General features: G+C 42.9%; 28 protein-coding genes. 26 read left to right on the forward strand and 2 right to left on the reverse strand.

All coding sequences use genetic code 11. From position 1 onward, the window contains the following. Window positions 1-134 precede the first annotated feature (134 nt). From spoIVB to SPD53_RS01270, 7 genes are all read left to right on the forward strand, one after another. Window positions 135-1,334, forward strand: a complete 1,200-nt coding sequence (gene spoIVB, locus SPD53_RS01240; protein WP_336251414.1) for a SpoIVB peptidase — start codon at window positions 135-137, stop codon at window positions 1,332-1,334. 165 nt (window positions 1,335-1,499) lie between these two features. Then, window positions 1,500-1,658, forward strand: coding sequence for a hypothetical protein (locus SPD53_RS01245; protein ID WP_336251415.1), 159 nt, complete (start codon window positions 1,500-1,502; stop codon window positions 1,656-1,658). Window positions 1,659-1,755: 97 nt separating this feature from the next. Next, complete coding sequence (locus tag SPD53_RS01250) at window positions 1,756-2,016, forward strand: hypothetical protein (protein WP_336251416.1); 261 nt, start codon at window positions 1,756-1,758, stop codon at window positions 2,014-2,016. A 72-nt stretch (window positions 2,017-2,088) separates the two neighbouring features. Continuing rightward, entirely contained in the window at window positions 2,089-2,868 is a 780-nt protein-coding gene (gene spo0A, locus SPD53_RS01255; RefSeq protein WP_156855960.1) for a sporulation transcription factor Spo0A, read from the forward strand. Between the two features lie 174 nt (window positions 2,869-3,042). Next, window positions 3,043-4,014 carry a tyrosine-type recombinase/integrase gene (locus tag SPD53_RS01260; protein ID WP_336251417.1) on the forward strand — a complete coding sequence of 324 codons (972 nt, stop codon included), beginning with the start codon at window positions 3,043-3,045 and terminating at the stop codon, window positions 4,012-4,014. A 193-nt stretch (window positions 4,015-4,207) separates the two neighbouring features. Then, window positions 4,208-5,011, forward strand: a complete 804-nt coding sequence (locus SPD53_RS01265) for a helix-turn-helix domain-containing protein (RefSeq protein ID WP_336251418.1) — start codon at window positions 4,208-4,210, stop codon at window positions 5,009-5,011. Beyond that, window positions 4,999-5,742 (forward strand): DUF3102 domain-containing protein, encoded by a 744-nt coding sequence (locus tag SPD53_RS01270; RefSeq protein ID WP_336251419.1) that lies wholly within the window; start codon window positions 4,999-5,001, stop codon window positions 5,740-5,742. The genes SPD53_RS01265 and SPD53_RS01270 overlap by 13 nt, the downstream gene beginning before the upstream one ends. A 261-nt stretch (window positions 5,743-6,003) precedes the next feature. On the opposite strand, the gene SPD53_RS01275 is transcribed toward SPD53_RS01270, so the two are convergent. Further along, window positions 6,004-6,150, reverse strand: a complete 147-nt coding sequence (locus SPD53_RS01275; RefSeq protein ID WP_336251420.1) for a hypothetical protein — start codon at window positions 6,148-6,150, stop codon at window positions 6,004-6,006. A 154-nt stretch (window positions 6,151-6,304) separates the two neighbouring features. Here SPD53_RS01275 and SPD53_RS01280 point away from each other — a divergent pair, with 154 nt between their 5' ends. Together SPD53_RS01280 and SPD53_RS01285 are read left to right on the forward strand one after the other, a co-directional pair. Continuing rightward, window positions 6,305-6,949 (forward strand): tyrosine-type recombinase/integrase, encoded by a 645-nt coding sequence (locus tag SPD53_RS01280; protein WP_442946267.1) that lies wholly within the window; start codon window positions 6,305-6,307, stop codon window positions 6,947-6,949. Between the two features lie 14 nt (window positions 6,950-6,963). Next, window positions 6,964-7,101, forward strand: coding sequence for a hypothetical protein (locus SPD53_RS01285; protein WP_336251421.1), 138 nt, complete (start codon window positions 6,964-6,966; stop codon window positions 7,099-7,101). A 239-nt stretch (window positions 7,102-7,340) separates the two neighbouring features. Here SPD53_RS01285 and SPD53_RS01290 read toward each other — a convergent pair whose 3' ends face one another. Continuing rightward, complete coding sequence (locus tag SPD53_RS01290) at window positions 7,341-7,622, reverse strand: helix-turn-helix domain-containing protein (RefSeq protein ID WP_336251422.1); 282 nt, start codon at window positions 7,620-7,622, stop codon at window positions 7,341-7,343. A gap of 171 nt (window positions 7,623-7,793) precedes the next feature. Between SPD53_RS01290 and SPD53_RS01295 the strand changes: the two genes are divergently transcribed. The 17 genes from SPD53_RS01295 (at window position 7,794) to SPD53_RS01375 (ending at window position 16,109) form a co-directional block, all read left to right on the forward strand. Then, window positions 7,794-7,976, forward strand: a complete 183-nt coding sequence (locus SPD53_RS01295; protein ID WP_336251423.1) for a hypothetical protein — start codon at window positions 7,794-7,796, stop codon at window positions 7,974-7,976. A gap of 22 nt (window positions 7,977-7,998) precedes the next feature. Further along, window positions 7,999-8,202 (forward strand): hypothetical protein, encoded by a 204-nt coding sequence (locus tag SPD53_RS01300; protein ID WP_336251424.1) that lies wholly within the window; start codon window positions 7,999-8,001, stop codon window positions 8,200-8,202. Next, on the forward strand, window positions 8,183-8,620 hold the full coding sequence (locus SPD53_RS01305) for a hypothetical protein (RefSeq protein WP_336251425.1): 438 nt from the start codon (window positions 8,183-8,185) through the stop codon (window positions 8,618-8,620). The genes SPD53_RS01300 and SPD53_RS01305 overlap by 20 nt, the downstream gene beginning before the upstream one ends. A 214-nt stretch (window positions 8,621-8,834) precedes the next feature. Beyond that, complete coding sequence (locus tag SPD53_RS01310; RefSeq protein WP_336251426.1) at window positions 8,835-9,140, forward strand: hypothetical protein; 306 nt, start codon at window positions 8,835-8,837, stop codon at window positions 9,138-9,140. Between the two features lie 423 nt (window positions 9,141-9,563). Further along, on the forward strand, window positions 9,564-9,899 hold the full coding sequence (locus tag SPD53_RS01315; protein WP_336251427.1) for a hypothetical protein: 336 nt from the start codon (window positions 9,564-9,566) through the stop codon (window positions 9,897-9,899). 334 nt (window positions 9,900-10,233) lie between these two features. Then, a complete protein-coding gene (locus tag SPD53_RS01320; protein WP_336251428.1) occupies window positions 10,234-10,407 on the forward strand; it encodes a hypothetical protein in 174 nt (57 codons plus the stop codon). A 21-nt stretch (window positions 10,408-10,428) separates the two neighbouring features. Next, on the forward strand, window positions 10,429-10,917 hold the full coding sequence (locus SPD53_RS01325) for a hypothetical protein (protein ID WP_336251429.1): 489 nt from the start codon (window positions 10,429-10,431) through the stop codon (window positions 10,915-10,917). A 454-nt stretch (window positions 10,918-11,371) separates the two neighbouring features. Continuing rightward, a complete protein-coding gene (locus SPD53_RS01330) occupies window positions 11,372-11,896 on the forward strand; it encodes a CGNR zinc finger domain-containing protein (RefSeq protein WP_336251430.1) in 525 nt (174 codons plus the stop codon). A gap of 137 nt (window positions 11,897-12,033) precedes the next feature. Then, window positions 12,034-12,264 (forward strand): helix-turn-helix domain-containing protein, encoded by a 231-nt coding sequence (locus SPD53_RS01335; protein WP_336251431.1) that lies wholly within the window; start codon window positions 12,034-12,036, stop codon window positions 12,262-12,264. Continuing rightward, on the forward strand, window positions 12,265-12,486 hold the full coding sequence (locus SPD53_RS01340) for a hypothetical protein (RefSeq protein WP_336251432.1): 222 nt from the start codon (window positions 12,265-12,267) through the stop codon (window positions 12,484-12,486). It begins immediately after the preceding gene. A gap of 91 nt (window positions 12,487-12,577) precedes the next feature. Next, window positions 12,578-12,712 carry a hypothetical protein gene (locus tag SPD53_RS01345; protein WP_336251433.1) on the forward strand — a complete coding sequence of 45 codons (135 nt, stop codon included), beginning with the start codon at window positions 12,578-12,580 and terminating at the stop codon, window positions 12,710-12,712. Between the two features lie 109 nt (window positions 12,713-12,821). Beyond that, entirely contained in the window at window positions 12,822-13,442 is a 621-nt protein-coding gene (locus tag SPD53_RS01350; protein WP_336251434.1) for an HNH endonuclease, read from the forward strand. Between the two features lie 151 nt (window positions 13,443-13,593). Beyond that, the gene (locus tag SPD53_RS01355) at window positions 13,594-13,815 is read left to right on the forward strand and encodes a hypothetical protein (protein ID WP_336251435.1); all 222 of its coding nucleotides are present in this window, start codon (window positions 13,594-13,596) and stop codon (window positions 13,813-13,815) included. Between the two features lie 237 nt (window positions 13,816-14,052). Then, the gene (locus tag SPD53_RS01360) at window positions 14,053-14,811 is read left to right on the forward strand and encodes a hypothetical protein (protein WP_336251436.1); all 759 of its coding nucleotides are present in this window, start codon (window positions 14,053-14,055) and stop codon (window positions 14,809-14,811) included. A 26-nt stretch (window positions 14,812-14,837) separates the two neighbouring features. Then, window positions 14,838-15,005, forward strand: a complete 168-nt coding sequence (locus SPD53_RS01365) for a hypothetical protein (RefSeq protein WP_336251437.1) — start codon at window positions 14,838-14,840, stop codon at window positions 15,003-15,005. Beyond that, window positions 14,983-15,300 carry a hypothetical protein gene (locus SPD53_RS01370; protein ID WP_336251438.1) on the forward strand — a complete coding sequence of 106 codons (318 nt, stop codon included), beginning with the start codon at window positions 14,983-14,985 and terminating at the stop codon, window positions 15,298-15,300. Before SPD53_RS01365 ends, SPD53_RS01370 begins: the two co-directional genes overlap by 23 nt. Window positions 15,301-15,365: 65 nt before the next feature. Further along, window positions 15,366-16,109: a hypothetical protein gene (locus SPD53_RS01375; RefSeq protein ID WP_336251439.1), complete on the forward strand. Its 744-nt coding sequence runs from the start codon at window positions 15,366-15,368 to the stop codon at window positions 16,107-16,109. Window positions 16,110-16,121: the final 12 nt, after the last annotated feature.

Here is a 16,121-nt window from a genome sequence, read left to right on the forward strand (position 1 = left end):
ACGTCATTACTTTATGCAAGGTAAACTTAAGCATTTCACTTATGAATCACCAGTTTAAAAAAGGCCTGCTTCGCTCAAATTAGAAGTACAGAAAAAAAATTGGTATGGGTGAGATGCGAGGGGTGTTAATATACATGAAAAAAACAAAGAGACAATGGATACAACATACCTTTACACTATTCGCCAGCTTCTTATTTCTCCTTTCCTTTACAAATCCGTTTCTAACAGGGGGACTTTCACATTCTGATGCGAAGCCTATGGTTCATGATGTTTTTTCGAATCTGATTTCACTTAAAACCGCTTCAGCGGAAGAAAGCAGTTCATTAGAACCGATACAAAGGGATGAAGACATTAAACTTATTCCAGGTGGTCAATCGATCGGTGTTCAGCTGGAAACAGTAGGAGTGCTTGTAGTTGGACATCATTCCATTCAAGGTAAAGAAGGGGCATTATCCCCTGGGCAGGATGCAAAAGTATTGATAGGCGATATGATCGTCGAAATTAATGGTAAGCCAATTAAAGATATGAGTCAGATCAAACCATTAGTAAACGCTGCAGGAAAACAAAATGAAGCTCTAAAGATTAAACTGAAAAGGGGTAATGAGACACTCGACACATCATTACAACCTGTACAAGATGAACGTGATCAGGAGTACAAAATTGGGCTTTATATTAGGGACTCCGCAGCGGGAATAGGAACAATGACCTTCCATGATCCAGTGAGCAAGCGATACGGTGCGCTCGGGCATGTAATTTCCGATATGGATACAAAAAAACCAATTGAGTTAATGAAAGGGAGGATCGTTCGGTCATCCGTCGTCCATATCGAAAAAGGTAACCAAGGTACACCCGGAGAGAAACAGGCAAGATTTTCCGCAGACCGGAATGTGATCGGAAGCATTGTGAAAAATACACCACATGGTATTTTTGGTGTGCTTGAATCAAAAATAACAAATGATAAATACGATGAGCCATTACCAATTACACGTTCAGATGAGGTAAAAGAAGGTCCAGCAAAAATATTGACTGTTGTTGCTGATGAAAAAGTGGAAGAATTTGACATTGAAATCGTCAGTTCGACCCCCCAAGAAAAACCAGATATTAAAGGGATGGTTATTAAAATAACCGATCCTCGTCTACTCGAAAAAACAGGCGGAATCGTCCAAGGAATGAGCGGCAGTCCAATTATCCAGGATGGGAAGATAGTAGGCGCCGTAACACACGTATTCGTAAATGATCCAACATCCGGTTATGGCGTTCATATCGAATGGATGCTAAATGATGCAGGAATAACCATTAACGAGAAAGAAGAAACCATTGCACAAGCAAGTTGACCAAGAACTTGTAACAGGCCCCCTGTTGCAAGTTCTTTCTGCTTTCATTCAGCGTAAGTGTTTAGTACGTTCTCTTAGCTAGATCTCTAATCGCCGTTCAGTTGCCCGGAGGACGGATGCGCATCCTAGAGCTCCGCGCTGATCCTCGACGCACAGGACGTGCTAATGCAGACGTTGCCACAGGACATGGCGATCTTAGTCTGTCTCGGAAGAAAGGCACTTCCTGCGGGGTCTCATCGTCTCCGCTTTCCCGCAGGAGTCACCGTCCTCCGGGCAACTGAACTGGTAGAGAGGATTATTATTAATGGAAATATCCGTCCATAATAGGCTTCCTCATTCTAAATGAAAAATAGTGCCCAAATCAAGCCTTTCCCCGGAGCAGTCCAAACACCTCGAGACTCCTGCAGGAGGATAGGCTTAGGTGAGACCCCGCAGGGCGACAGCCCGAGGAGGCTCACCAGCCGCCTGCGGAAAGCGAGAGGTGTTTGGACTGCGGACCTCCAGAAGTAAGTTACACACACTTACGATGAATGAACGCAATTATGATTATACTGCTTTAATCCCCTTGAAATTAAGTAATGATTTTTGTCGAAACGAGTCGAATAAATTTGTCGAAAATGCTCGGTATATAAAGGTAAATGTAGAGATAATAGAGAAATATAAAAATATGCAAATTCTTTAAAATAAAGAAGGATAATAATATCTTTTGTAGAATATGTAAGAGGGAAGAGTAAAAATAAGGAGGATTCGTAAAGTGGAAAGTATTTCAGTATGTTTAGTCGATGATAACCCGGAATTAATCACGTTGATGGAGGAATATTTTGAAGGTCAAGATGATATTGAAGTAATCGGTACAGCATCCAATGGCAGAGAATGCCTAGAAATGTTGGAGGTTTTAGAACCCGATATACTTATATTAGATATTATTATGCCACATATCGATGGAATTGCAGTGCTGAATCAATTGCGTACCATGGAATTGAATAAAACACCACAAGTCATTATGTTAACTGCGTTCGGCCAGGAAGAAGTAATGAAAAAAGCAGTCGAATTCGGTGCTTCTTATTTCATTTTAAAACCATTTGATTTGGACCATTTAGCAGACCGAATCCGAACAATCAGTACAAATACCGATAATTTCAAAGCAAAGGTAAGGAAACCGAAAAAAACGAACAAAACACATAACCTAGAAGCAAGCATCACAAATATTATTCACGAAGTTGGAGTACCTGCACATATTAAAGGGTATATGTATTTACGAGAGGCAATTACAATGGTTTATAATAATATCGACTTATTGGGAGCAATTACGAAAACGCTTTATCCGCAAATTGCAAAAAAATATAACACAACGGCCTCAAGAGTAGAACGGGCGATTCGTCATGCGATAGAAGTTGCTTGGAGTAGGGGCAACATTGACTCAATTTCGGCATTATTCGGTTATACAATTAATATTTCTAAAGCAAAACCTACGAATAGTGAATTCATCGCGATGGTCGCGGACCGACTTAGGCTTGAACATCAGGTCAGTTAAGCCCGTCACGTCAACGTTTGCGGTAAGTCTGCCGCACAAATAAAGCGATAAACTAGGAACGGAATCCTATAAACGAATATACGGAGAGTAAGAAAGCGCGTCACTTTATCGGAAAGTAATTCCGGTAGGGTGACGCGCTTTTTTGCGTTCAAAAAGAAAGGGAGGGTGCAACGTATGCACGATATGTTATTCGAAATTGACCATTACATGATGGACTGTAACGCTCGAGGCTTGTCCGTTAAGACAATGCGGAGTTACGATCAGACTCTTCGACTATTTCAACGGTACTTAACAGATGAACACGGAATCACGCGAGCCGATAAGGTAAAGGCCGAACATATTCGCGCTTACTTTAATTACGTCCGAGAACGTGGCAAGTACAAGGCATTAGCAGACGATAGTTCCGCAAAGATAAATAGCCCGCACAACCGCCCGGACTACGGAAAGAAAGTCAGTGAAACGACGTTAGCGAATTACCAGCGGAATATAAACGCCTTTTTCTCTTACCTCTATCGTGAAAAAGTGATCCGGATTAATCCTTGTATCGATATTCAGAAGATTAAACCGCAGAGGAAAGTTAAGCCGTTGCTATCGGAGAATGAACTTGCTATGTTTTTTCGAGCATTTGACGTTACTACGTTCCACGGCTTCCGCGATTGGATATTTGCGAGGCTTATTCTCGATACGGGCGCAAGAGTAGGCGAGTTAAGCGAAATTGTACCGTCCGACATCGATATCAGAAATTGCGCATTACTCCTACGCCATACCAAGAGCAAGCGGGATAGGTTCGTCTACTTTTCGAAGAAGACGAGCCGGAACTTGAAATCATGGCTTGAGTATCGCGATAGGTACAGCGATAGCGCTTATGTTTTCCCGTCAATCCGAGGTAACAAGCTTGACATTCGGGCAATAGAAACGTCATTCCGGAAGCACGGTCGGTTAGTCGGACTAAACGTTCAACCGCACCAGTTACGGAACAACTTTGCAAAGTATTACTTACTTAACGGTGGGGATTGGGCGACTTTAAGCCGAATCCTAGGTCATTCTAGTGTAGAAGTTACGCAGCAAGCGTATTTAGACTTTACCGACAACGAAGTCGGGGCGAAGTATCAGAGACATTCACCGCTAAACAATTTAGATATTTAGTTAAATTTTTAGACAAAAAAAAAAAAAAGAGCGCACCGGAAAACGTATAAAACGAATTCCGATACACTACACGGTTAAAGTAATTGTATCGAAAAAATTCGGAAAAGGCAAGGCTTATTTAAGTACGCCATAAAATAGAACATACGTTTTTTGTGCGCCTCACAAATCTATCGAAGATTCGGAGGCAATCGAAATGAATTCTAACTTAAATTATCTATCGAATTATCAAACGTTCAATAATACGCAAGAGTTAAATTACCACGTCAAGCAACACGAGCAAGCACACGCAGACAAATTAAACGCAACGGATCGGAATATACTTCGCTTTATCGCTAGGTATTCCGTTAAGTATTCGGGCGCTAGTCATCTGAAGGTCGGAACTATTGCGGAAGGCGTATCGAAGTCAGTACGTACCATAGCGCGGGTATTGAAGCGCCTAGAGTCGTTAGGTATTATTCGCCGCATAGGAATGATCCGGCCGAAGTCAGGCGGAAGGGGAGCGAGTATTATTCAGATTCTCCCGTTTGATTCCGAGCAAATGGCAGAACGGATGTCAGAGCCTGCAGCCGACGAGGAAGCAACGGAGACAACGGACAAGCGCCGACATTTTGAGAATGAACCTTTATGCAATCGCAATATATCTAATACACGTACTAGAGACGGGGAACTAGACGGAAAAGCAGCGAGCAAGCGCGGACTAAGTACCGCCATTCCAGAAACCATTTACGAAGCATTGACGCCATATTTCGACGCTAGGGGCTTGTACGATACCTACGGCATTCTTTTACGGGCAAAGGCGTCAATAGACCGTAGAATAACGCTGGAAGACTATGGGAGCGAGTATGTAGACGTGTTTTATAACGTGATTCGAAAATATAAGCTGGGTCAAGTTCGCAGTCTTCCGGGCTTGTTATATTCCGCATGGCAGAAGCTAACAGGCGAAATTAGTCGAAGGATTGGGCGTAAGGATTCCGTTTACTTCGATTGGCTAGCATAGCGGGCGAAGCAATCTTCGAGATAGGCAGGCGGTTGAAACACGTTAAGGAAAACGACTTGGCTCACGGGGAATGGACGGAGTGGCTTGAAAGTATCGGAATGACGCAAAGACATGCGAGCAGGTTCGTTGCGGTATATGATCGTTTTTCAAAACGGACTCCGGAGTCTGTTTTACCGAAGTCAATAACGGTACTAGAGGCACTAACATCATTCTCTGACGAAGAACTTACGAAAGAATACGAACTTCCTTCCGGAGAAGTGAAAAAGCCTACGGAAATGTCGCGGCGAGAAATCGAGATTGGACGCAGATTGAAACACGTAAAGGAAAACGACTTGGCGCATAGGGAATGGGCGAGATGGTGCGAAGGCGAGGTCGGTATAGACCGAAGTACCGCAAATAAGTTCATACGTGTATTCGAGGAACTTTCCGAAGATGTGGGTACGTACCCACGTTTAGGACTTCGAGCCTTATACGAAATCGCAACCCTTCCGCCCGAACAACGAGAAGCCGAACATACTACGTCAAAAGGCGAAACTAAGACGCCCGTCGAAATGACCGTTAAGGAATTGCGCGACTTGAAACGTCAGTTAAGGGCGGAACAGGCGGAAAGAGAGCGGTTGGAAGAAGAGGCAACGAGGTTGCATACGGAGAACGCGGAACTAGCGGGCAAGGAGCCGGAAGTTACGAAAATTTTCCGGAAAATATTTTACCTTCGACTTTTAAAATTTTAACGCAAATGTTCGGACACCCACGGAAAACGTTTGTTCGCATACGCCCCGGGGGAGGGGACGCCTGTTCTTGGGAGCGCGCGTTCGATTAAAGGGCAGTCGAAACCTGATCGTTTAAGCCGTTACAGGCGTTGTATGGCGGTTCTAGGGCGTTCTTGCCCCGTTCCCCTCCCTTGCCTGCACGTCGTCCTTGTGCCGTCCTTCTATCGTCCTTCTATCGTCCTTCCTCCGTCTTGTGACCGTTGTAGCCGTCCTCTCCCACGGTTAGGGTAGCATGTACGGCAGCATGATGGAGGTAGCCGTATAGCTTTCGTTCCTACCTGTACCCGCTAAGGCTACGGATATATGCGGATAATCCTTCGTCTCTGCCGTGCCTGATCCGCCTATAATTTGGCTGCTATCGCCGTTCATAATCGGAAGAATATTCGTCAATTCCGCTTAATTCAGTCGGACAATTCCCGCTTGAATCGGATATGCCCGCTTAATTCCGCGAATGTAATCTATTGTTAAAAGAATACATTCGAAATACGATAACAATAGCGTTAATTGCTTGCGTTGAATATGAATGTATGGTATTGTTGAAATAGAGTTAAAACAATACAACGGAAAGGCGATGATTTCATTGAGTACGAAAAGTAAAAAAGGTATGATTATAGACGTTCAACCGTTAAGAACGGCGGACGAAATAGAGGAATTTAGGGAGGCTATTCAAGTAGCAAGTAGTAAGCCATATGTTAAACGGAATTTATTACTATTCAATATCGGAATTAATACGGGGTTACGGATAGGTGATATAATAACGCTTCGGATTGAGGACGTAAAGGGACGAACAAGCCTAGCCATATCGGAGGGAAAGACGGACAAGAAACGTATTATAAACTTAGCGCATCTAATGGCGGAAATATCGGACTATATCGAATCTATCGGAGAACCGACGGAAGGCTGGTTATTCCCTAGCCGGAAAGGCGACAACCATATCTCTACTACGCAAGCCTACCGCATACTAACGACGGCCGCCGAGTCTATCGGAAGGGACGACATAGGGACGCATACACTTCGGAAAACCTTCGGATATCACTATTACAGACAGTATAATGACTTAGTAATGTTATCGGATATATTTAACCATAGCAGCCAAGCTATTACACGACGTTATATAGGGATCAGAGCCGATGAAATCAACAATAGTTTACGTGAATTTAAATTATAAAGGAGGCGGAAGAAATGAAACGCTTAATATATAAGTTACTTCGGATAAGTAACGATATGAACGCAATCAGAAGAGGTAAGATTGGAAAACGGTTAGGACGAAGGCTTCTCGGGAAGATAACCGGGAAAGGAATCGGGCGGTTATTCAAGTAAAGCCGCCTGATAGAACGAAAGAAGCCCCCTCGAGTTTTTCAGGGTCTGTCTCCCATGAACAGTGCGCCCGATAATTCTTCGCATACACTTCGCAACCCCTCGCCCAACTTCTCATAGACATGTAAACGTTCGTTAGCTGGTACTATATACAGTATCTTGTTCGGTTATTTTCGCCTATATATAGTAGTAACTCGTTCGCAAGCCGAAAATTTCGCCTTTATCCGTCAATTATATTTACTTTACAAGTTACTTTTATCACTGCTATTTTCGCTGCTACTTCGTTCGCCTTCCGTCGGTTCAATTGGAACCATCGACATTAGTTCCTCGATACCATTTAAGTTTAACGCCTCTATTATCGGAACGATAACGTTAACGGGAATCTGCTTACTTCGGTTATGGTACAAGTCATTTATAGTCGCCCGTCTTATTCCGGTAACGTCCGCTAGTTGCGCCTGTGTCATTCCCCTATCTTCTAATAACTTCGCAAGATGTATCGTAAATACTCGCTCGGGTGTCGTCATGGTTCGCCTCCTTCGTAATAGTTCGTTTTAATTTCGCCATGCTTCGTTAAGTCAATTATAAATTAAATTACGAAATTAGTAAATAATCGTTGACAATTACGAAAATCGTAATTATACTATGTTTAACGGTTACGAAAATCGTAATTATCGAATGTGAAGGAGGGCTGTTATATGGCGAGGATCATGCAGGAATATTGTAACGATTGTCGCAAAGATACTTGGCATGAATACGTAAAACATTCGGAGTTTAGTTTACTAACGAAATGCAGCTTATGCGGAGCAAGGTTCGATTTAATTCCGAATGGGCAAACGTTTATTGTCGAAGGAACCAACGAATATTTTAAAATTAATTAAACGGAAAGGGGAGGACGGATATATGCGAATAGTAAACAACGGAAGTAACGTCCAAATAACGGCTTCATTCGGAGAAATGGCGGTTATCGTCGAGGCCATACACAAGGCCACAACAGCCTACCGGATAGAAGGGAACGAAGAGAAAGCCGCAGAGTTGGCGGAAATGGTTGACGGTCTATTAAATAATCAGAAGGGAAGTAGAAAAAATGGCGAATATAGCAGTTAATACGGTAGCAATTCAGTGGATCAGTGGGGAAGAGGTTACGGTTACAACGGAGAATGAAAGCTGGATTCCGGAAACAAACGAATTAAATTTACGGGTAGGTATTTACGGAACATATTCGGGAGTGCCCGGAAGTGGACGCTTTGGAATTAAGTCGATGGATAACGGAGAACTAGCCGAAAATTACTTTGCGCTTAAGTATGACGCCCGCAGGGATATTGTCGGAGTAGAAGGCGATAAGTGGCTAGACATCTTTGCGGAAGTCTTATCGGAGATTGAAAGAAGGTACTTCATATTACATAACATTCCCGTACATTTCATCGAAGTTATGAAGTATCAAGGCGGCACGGACTGGGACGAAGAACATTACGACGAAATGGCAGTGGAATTAGAAAAGGCGGCAGAACATAAAAAGCCCTGACTTTGGGGAGTCAAGGCGGAATTTTTGGCGGGGCTTCTTTTTTGGCGTAAGTTCCCGCCGGAAAGGGATGCATATCATGACAGTCCTTATACATCGCATTATAACGAAATGGCGGAACTATGACAAGGTAGACCGGTTTTATATTGTGCTATTCGGAATGACGTTAATATTCTTGTATGTGGCTTTAGTAACAACTTAAGGGGAGGCGTGTTAGTTGAACCAATTGAATAATAAGTATCGAATTTACCTAGGACAATTAGAAAAGTTACGCAAAAATATCGTTGAGGACTTCGAGTATTACCGCAACCAAAACTCGATTATTGACCGCAGATTAAATGAGTTAGGCAGGCGAGGAAATATTGAGGAAAACGGGAAGGAAATGGCGGAATTATTATCGCAAAGGGAAATTGTTAAAGACCGTTCAATGAAACTTCTACCGCTTTATGATCTATTTAAGAACGGATATGATGAAGTATTACATCGAGTCGAACGATTTGAAAGCAACAGCCCGGAAACTTGACGATTTACCGGGCTTTTTTCTTGTTCCAAATTGACGGAATTATTTTAATTTGGATAAAATCGGATTTATTTCGTGTTAATCACAAGTAGTGGCTAAAATAATTTGCGGTTTTTCGGGAAAATGACGTCACTTTTCTCGTTGTTATAAGTGGGAGGTGAAAATATTTCGCAGATTATCGGAAAAATGGCAGGGTGTTTTACGATGGTATTAGTAGAGGTAACAATGAAAGCCGCCTAAGTTAAAACCTAGCCTTTTGCAGTCCGTTAAATGATTACCCTATATAAATAAGTAATTAGTACCGAAAACGTACAACAAAAGTAAATTTAAAAGGAGAAAGTAAAAAAGTAGTGACTATGAAAAGTAGCACGTCGCACATTCCGTAGGCACTACATATTTAAGGAGGTACTTATAATATTTATTCGAGTGAAGAAGCGTAATCTAGCTGATAAATGGTTTAATCCAGGGAATAAAGTAGCGTTTGATGTTGTTTTAACCGAGAGTTATCGGAATGATGAGGGCAAGCCTAGGCAAAGGTATTTACTTCATCTTGGGACAATCCACGAATACCATGCCAAGTTGCCCCACTCTTTACGCCGTTTTTATGTAGAACTTAAAAGCCGTTTAATCGACTACGGTGTTAGTACCGACGATATTAATTACATGGTTGCACGGCTAGAAACGAAAATAGGCGCAGAGCCTTCACAAGAAGAAAGTGACGAATATCTACGGAAGGCTTGGAAGGAATTACAAGATATGTGAACATCCTACGTAATTTTATGTACTTCTCACAGGCTGCTTCCTAGCTTGTGGCGTTCTATCCGAAGTTATTCCGAAAAAGTCAAGGCTTATTCTCGGGATGGCTTCTAATTGTGACGAAATTGTGAACGTTTTATGACGATTGGCGGATGATACTTGTATTTAACCCGTTTAGCTATCCTATCTATATAGAGGGAGTTATTTCGCAACTTGTCGGAAAGGGAATGCCGGCAGGGGTGCGCTTTTAAGTGGCGACATTCCGGTATTAATGAGAAACCTCTCACGAATATAGTTTATTTTTTTTTAACTTAAAACGGAGATAAAAGGAGTTTAAAGAATGAAGAAGTATAAAGCAATTCTTAACATTTATATGGCGGACAAGTTAATTAAGGCGGGATTCTCGGTAATCGAGGTTAAACCGTCATCGCAAATCAGAGGGAGGGCAGCTTTTATATTCGAAGATACGGCAGAATTTCGGAAAGCATTCAGAGAACTAAGTTATAAAAAATAGTAAATATACGGGGGTTAACGAATGGCACAACAAACAATTTATAGGGAACAACCGAACGATAAAAAAGAATTATTAGAGGCGGAGGGATACGAATTGTTTAACCGTGAATTAATGCGGAAAGTCTTCCCGCGGATCATATCTGATATTAAAAAACATAAGAAAAGCGCAAAGGCGGGCGACATAATTCCGTTTTACTTCGCGCTACTATCATATATAGACGGAAACAAGCAAAGAGCGGACGGTTCGGAAAATGAAAGGTACGGGTACAGTTTCCCGAGTCAAATCCGTTTGCAGGAAATGACCGGAATTAATGTAAAACGTCATAAACTACTAACCGATATTCTCCATGCAAACGGAATACTATCGGAAGTTAAGGACTATTACGAGGGGACAAAGCGTTACAAGTGGTATAAACCGTCTTTTTTTCCGCGAATAAGTGACGACGGTTATCTAGTGGACGAAAACGGACAGAAAATCATTCCGAATTATTCTGAAATATTGTCGGAATAAGACGGTCATTCCGTTTAGGGTGTCGCCCATCTTACCGAAAACGGTAGTTATGAAAGTACCTAGAACGGTAGAGTAAAGATAGCAACGTTAAAGACAGCAAGTAGTAAGATAGCAACAAGTAATACCGAGCTTAAGCGTTATTACGAATATAAGACCAAAAGAGTTCGGATACTCACATACGTTCGTATCCTCAAGAAGTCCTTTTCTTCCGAAAAGAACTTCTAACATACGATAAGGCGGAATCATTTTCCGATATGAAAGATCAAAAGAAAGGTCAAAAGACTAAGCAAACTTATTCGCTTACGCTCATTGTTTGCCGAAGTCCTATTCTAGCGAATAGTCCTTCGTATATACTATACCATTTTCGATAAGGTTTTAATATAAAAGATAATACAAGAACGAAAATGTGGCAGCCGCGCCGCATAACTAACGAAACAGCCAAGGGGGAGACAATTTGACAAGTTACGTAAAAGAGGTCGAACGGTTAGAAAACGAAGGTATTCCGGCAGAGGCAGCCGTTCAACTATTCCAAGTCTTAACGGAACGATTAGAGGACGTAAGCAGCAGCCCCGAAGTAGATGAGTTCCAACGGAAGTTACTAGACTTACGGAAACATGACAGGCGCTATTTTCGCCAGGTAATAGATGACGTATGTAGCGAGTTCCCTTTTCCTATTCCGTTAAATTGGCGTAACGTGAAATTTGAGCCGATTCGCATTAATCGTTGTGAATTATGTGGCAATTACTTTTACGATGTTAGTCGCAATGGGAAAAAGATAACTTGCTATAACGGGGGACGATGTGAACATGAGTACGAAGTTAGGCGACACCGAGAAGGAACGCTACTCGATCCGATTTATAAACGCAGGAAGGAAGAGATTCCGATAGATATGAGTCCATCCGAGGACGATTCGGAAGGGTGGGCGGAGTTGAACGAAATGGAAATGACCGCTTTCTATAAACCGGATAGGATAGTTTGAATTATTTATTTATTTTTTCGGAAAAGAGCATAAAACTACGTAAACAAACGGTTATATCACGCAGTAGTAGAGGCGGAAAAGGGTATTTTTTTTTCGCTTACAAACAGAGAAAAACATATAGAAAGGGGATTAGTTAGATGAATAAAGAAACAGTAAAATTAATTCGTTGGTATCTGAAAATGACGCAAGAACAATTTTCAGAACATATCGGAGTAACTTACTCGACTTTGGCGGAAATTGAGTCAGGAAATCGAAGAGTTAGCGGAAATGTTGAGGGTAAAATCGCACATGCTTTCAATCCGAATGATCCGGGTTTTATCGAGTTTGTAGAACGACACCAAGCATTGAAAAAGTTAGGGGTGCGGTAAGTGGAAGATATAAAAAAGTTTGTTTATCGTAAAACCGATACTAGCGTATTAGCAAGAACACACGCGTTTAAAGTTTCGGCGTTAGCGCGGAAGTTAGCTTATCAATACGTTAAGACGCCCGCAGCGAAGGAAAAAGGGGCTAACTACGGGGACGCGTTAAAGATAATAGAAAGCGAGTTAGTAAGTTTACACGCAAAGGTTAAAGCAAGAAACCGACGATAGGAAGGCGCAACCGAACGAGGGGGCGTCTTTTTTAATTCCCAATATTCGGAGGGATTACCGAACTCACTTACGCCGGAAGGAGCGAGAGAGAATGAGCGAGCAACCGAAACTAGCGGAATTGATCGAGTATTTAAAGGCACTAGCGCAGCTTAAGGCGGCTGGGCATCATACGACGCTAGAAATTAATTCCACGATGGAAGCAATCGAGCAAGAACTACGCAAGTAAAACTAAACGAATGAAGGAGAGAGCGAACGATTGAAAACAATTATCGAAATTTACCGCAGGCTAAAAAGGATTGACCGCACTATAGACGCAATCAAGGGAGGTGGCGCAAATGAGTAAGCAGCCGATTGCCGAGCGTACTTGTTCCCGATGTGAAGTCGAAAAGCCGTTACAAGCATTTTATAATTCGGAAAGGACGTACTGCATTGAGTGCGAGCGAGTAACCGCTAGGGAGCGTATGAAGCGTTATAACGGTACGTTCCGAGGAAAAGCGTCTCAAGCATTGCAAGACAGCCGGAAAGCGGTTAAGCGCATAGAGCTTGAGCAAGGGATGGAGGTCGAAGATACATTGACATTAATCGATGTACTTTGGGTACTGTCTGAAAAGGAATGCGCGTATTGTGGGGAGGAAATCGAAGAGAAGTCTCGAACGCTAGATCACATTACCCCGATGAAATATTACGGAGGAAATACGTTTTCTAACGTCACTATGGCGTGCGCTAGTTGTAACCGAATTAAAAACGACTTACCGGTCATTATGCATATGATCCGCGAAGAAACGGACGAGCGCCAAGCCTTGCAGTTGTTCGAGCGGATGGCAAGTAGAAGTAACCGCACATTTTCAGAAGTATTTGAGCAGCTCTCTAAGGACGCCCGGACGTACTTCGAGCATAGAACGGTATTAGCAATCGAGCGAATTAAAGAAAGCGAAGAAAGGGACGGGACAGCGTAATGAACGGATACAAACGAAGAAATAACCGAAGTTTCAAACATAGGAGCAAGCCAAGGAAACCGCGACAGTCGCTACGCCAGTATAACAAGAATGGTATTAGGATGGATAACGACCGTCCACCGCGGTCAAGGCGCAGGAAGGAGCCGGACGAGTGAACAATGAACTATGGCGCTTGGAGACTGGCTTTATTGTAGGCTACACCGAGGACAAGGACTTAATACAGCGTATTCGCCGATACAAGTTTAGAAAGAACTGGCGGATCATGGCGGAATATTACGAAGGCAAGAAGCGGAAAGGCGTTCAATTTAGAATACCGATTGAACAGCGTAGACCAGCCGAGCGAATGTTTCAAGTAAAGGTAATAAGTCCATGACAGATATTCAAGGAAATAAGAGTATTACAGCGCGTTTAAGCCGTTTAGGTACGAACACTAAGGCGGATAAGTAAAGGCGCTTATTTCACGTTGTTTTTAACGGAAATCTGTCATATGCACGTATGAATAATTACTAGGTACGAATACACCGGAAATATAACAAGGAAGTTAAAAAGCCTGTTATGACGGCGATATTTTAACGGAAATCTGTCAGATACACGGCGGGGAGGCGGTAGGGTGAAATGTATCATAACCAAACGAACTTACGGAAAGGGAACGCAATTATTACGCGAGGAAATTATCGGAGAATCACGCGACAGAACGGAGGTTATTCAGATATTGAACAATCTTAAAATGACGGTTGACGCAAGCGGTAATTATCGGATAACAAACGGAACGGGAGGGACGATCCGCCAAGGACTATGCGCCGATTCGCCGGAGAGTATCTTTGCTATCGTAGACAGTTGCGACTTTAATATCGGAAATATGAAGCTGGAAACGCCGAGTTATTCCGGCAGCTTCGAGGATTACGAACAGAAATTCGGATTCGGGCGAGTGCTCCGAGACGTGAAAACGAAATGGCGCGCTTATTCAGAGACACTACCGAATGACGCAGGTTATACGGCGATAGGACTCGTAAAATACGACAGCCAAGTTTACTACGAAATACATTCGCTATATATTCCGGAGAGATACGGTAGGCGGAGGAAGTCCGATTATATCCTCGATTTTATTGAGAAGCGACTAAAGGCGAACGAATACGCCTCTATTCAGTCGGTAGGCATGGCAGCAAAGAGAACGGACGTCCATTTCATACGAAATGAATTATATAAGCATCGATACGAGTTGCCTCGCTTATTGTATAACGACGCGGCCGAGCGGATGGGGTCGGTAAGCGAAGTTATTCCGGAGGGGATAACTTACATTCCAGAGAAGTTATTCACAGAATTAGACGGAGCGGAAGCAGAGAATGAAGTAAGGGCGGCCGCCAATTAAAGTAATTATAAAAAGGGGCTAGTAAAATGAGCAAAGAAAAGTTATTCACTCGGGAAGAAGTAACTGAAATCGTAGAAAAGCGCATGGCTCGTGCAAAAGAGAAAACAGCAAGGGCGGTACAAGAGGCAAAAGAACGGATAAGAGAACAGGAAATGGAATGGAGGGAAGCGCTTGAGGTTATTCGTAAGAAATAAGGCGGAGGAAGCCGAGGACGTGGAGGGGAAAGTTACGGGGCGTATTACGGTCGAGAAGGTCAGCAGGTACGAGCATTTTGTCACAGCGTACCTAATCGATCGGAGTACAGGCGAAACGGTCTATAAAGTCGCTTATAAGACGATTGATCCGGAGTTGCAGGCGTACTATAAAGCTTCGGACGATATGAAACGTTATATCCGTAATGAAGATTTAATACTTGACGGTGAGATTTCGTCAAATGTATCGCTGCCATTCGTTCAGGCGGTCGAAGGAAAGAGCGGTTACGGACGATAGTACGGGCGGTAAAAACGCCGAAGATCAGTAAAACAAATAAATTACAAAAAGGGGTTAATTAAATTATGAAAGATGTACAAGTGTTCATGTTAAACGATGTCAACTTAGATGGATCAGAATACGGAATGGATCGCATTTATACTGTTAAGGAGCATCAAGCTAAGGCAATGGAAGAGAAGGGGAACGCCGTACGTTTCGAAGCAGGGCGGGAGCTTGACCGTTTCGACCGTGAAATATCTGGATTAGTCGAGAGGTTTAAGAAGAATTACGAAAAGTTGGAGGAAAGTAAAGACCCTCGATATAAAGACCCGGAATTTTTCGCAGAGGAAGCCGCAAAGTTGCGGGAGGAACTCGACAAGGAGGTCAAGGCGTTACAAGACGAATATGCGGCAGTTGTTCAAGCAACAAAGGACGAAGCCCAACGACAGCGAGCGAACCTTACCCGTAACATTACGCCTACCGATGAAAAAGGGGCGCAACAACTTATGAATGAGCTAGTAGGCGTTGCCAAACTTTCCGACGTAGGAAAAGCTATCCAGAGGATTGAATCGGATATGAAGTATTACAGCGAGGGGCGCAAAGCAGCTATCGCAAACGAATTATATCGCCTTGTTGACTTAGTGGACGAGGAAGACCGTACTTCCAAGCGTAAGCTTCGTAGTTTGTCGAACAGACTTCGTGAGGATACGGAAGGGGTTGAACTAGCTGCAAGAATGGCGGCAGCGTTGCCGGATTATACTGGAACGGCTTATAACCAATTAAAATTAATCCATCGAGCCTATACAGGCGGGCGTAGAAAGTTATTTTAGGCGTAAGTAGTA

Source organism: Oceanobacillus sp. MO10714A, from assembly GCF_037072045.1.
Classification (GTDB): domain Bacteria; phylum Bacillota; class Bacilli; order Bacillales; family Amphibacillaceae; genus Oceanobacillus; species Oceanobacillus indicireducens.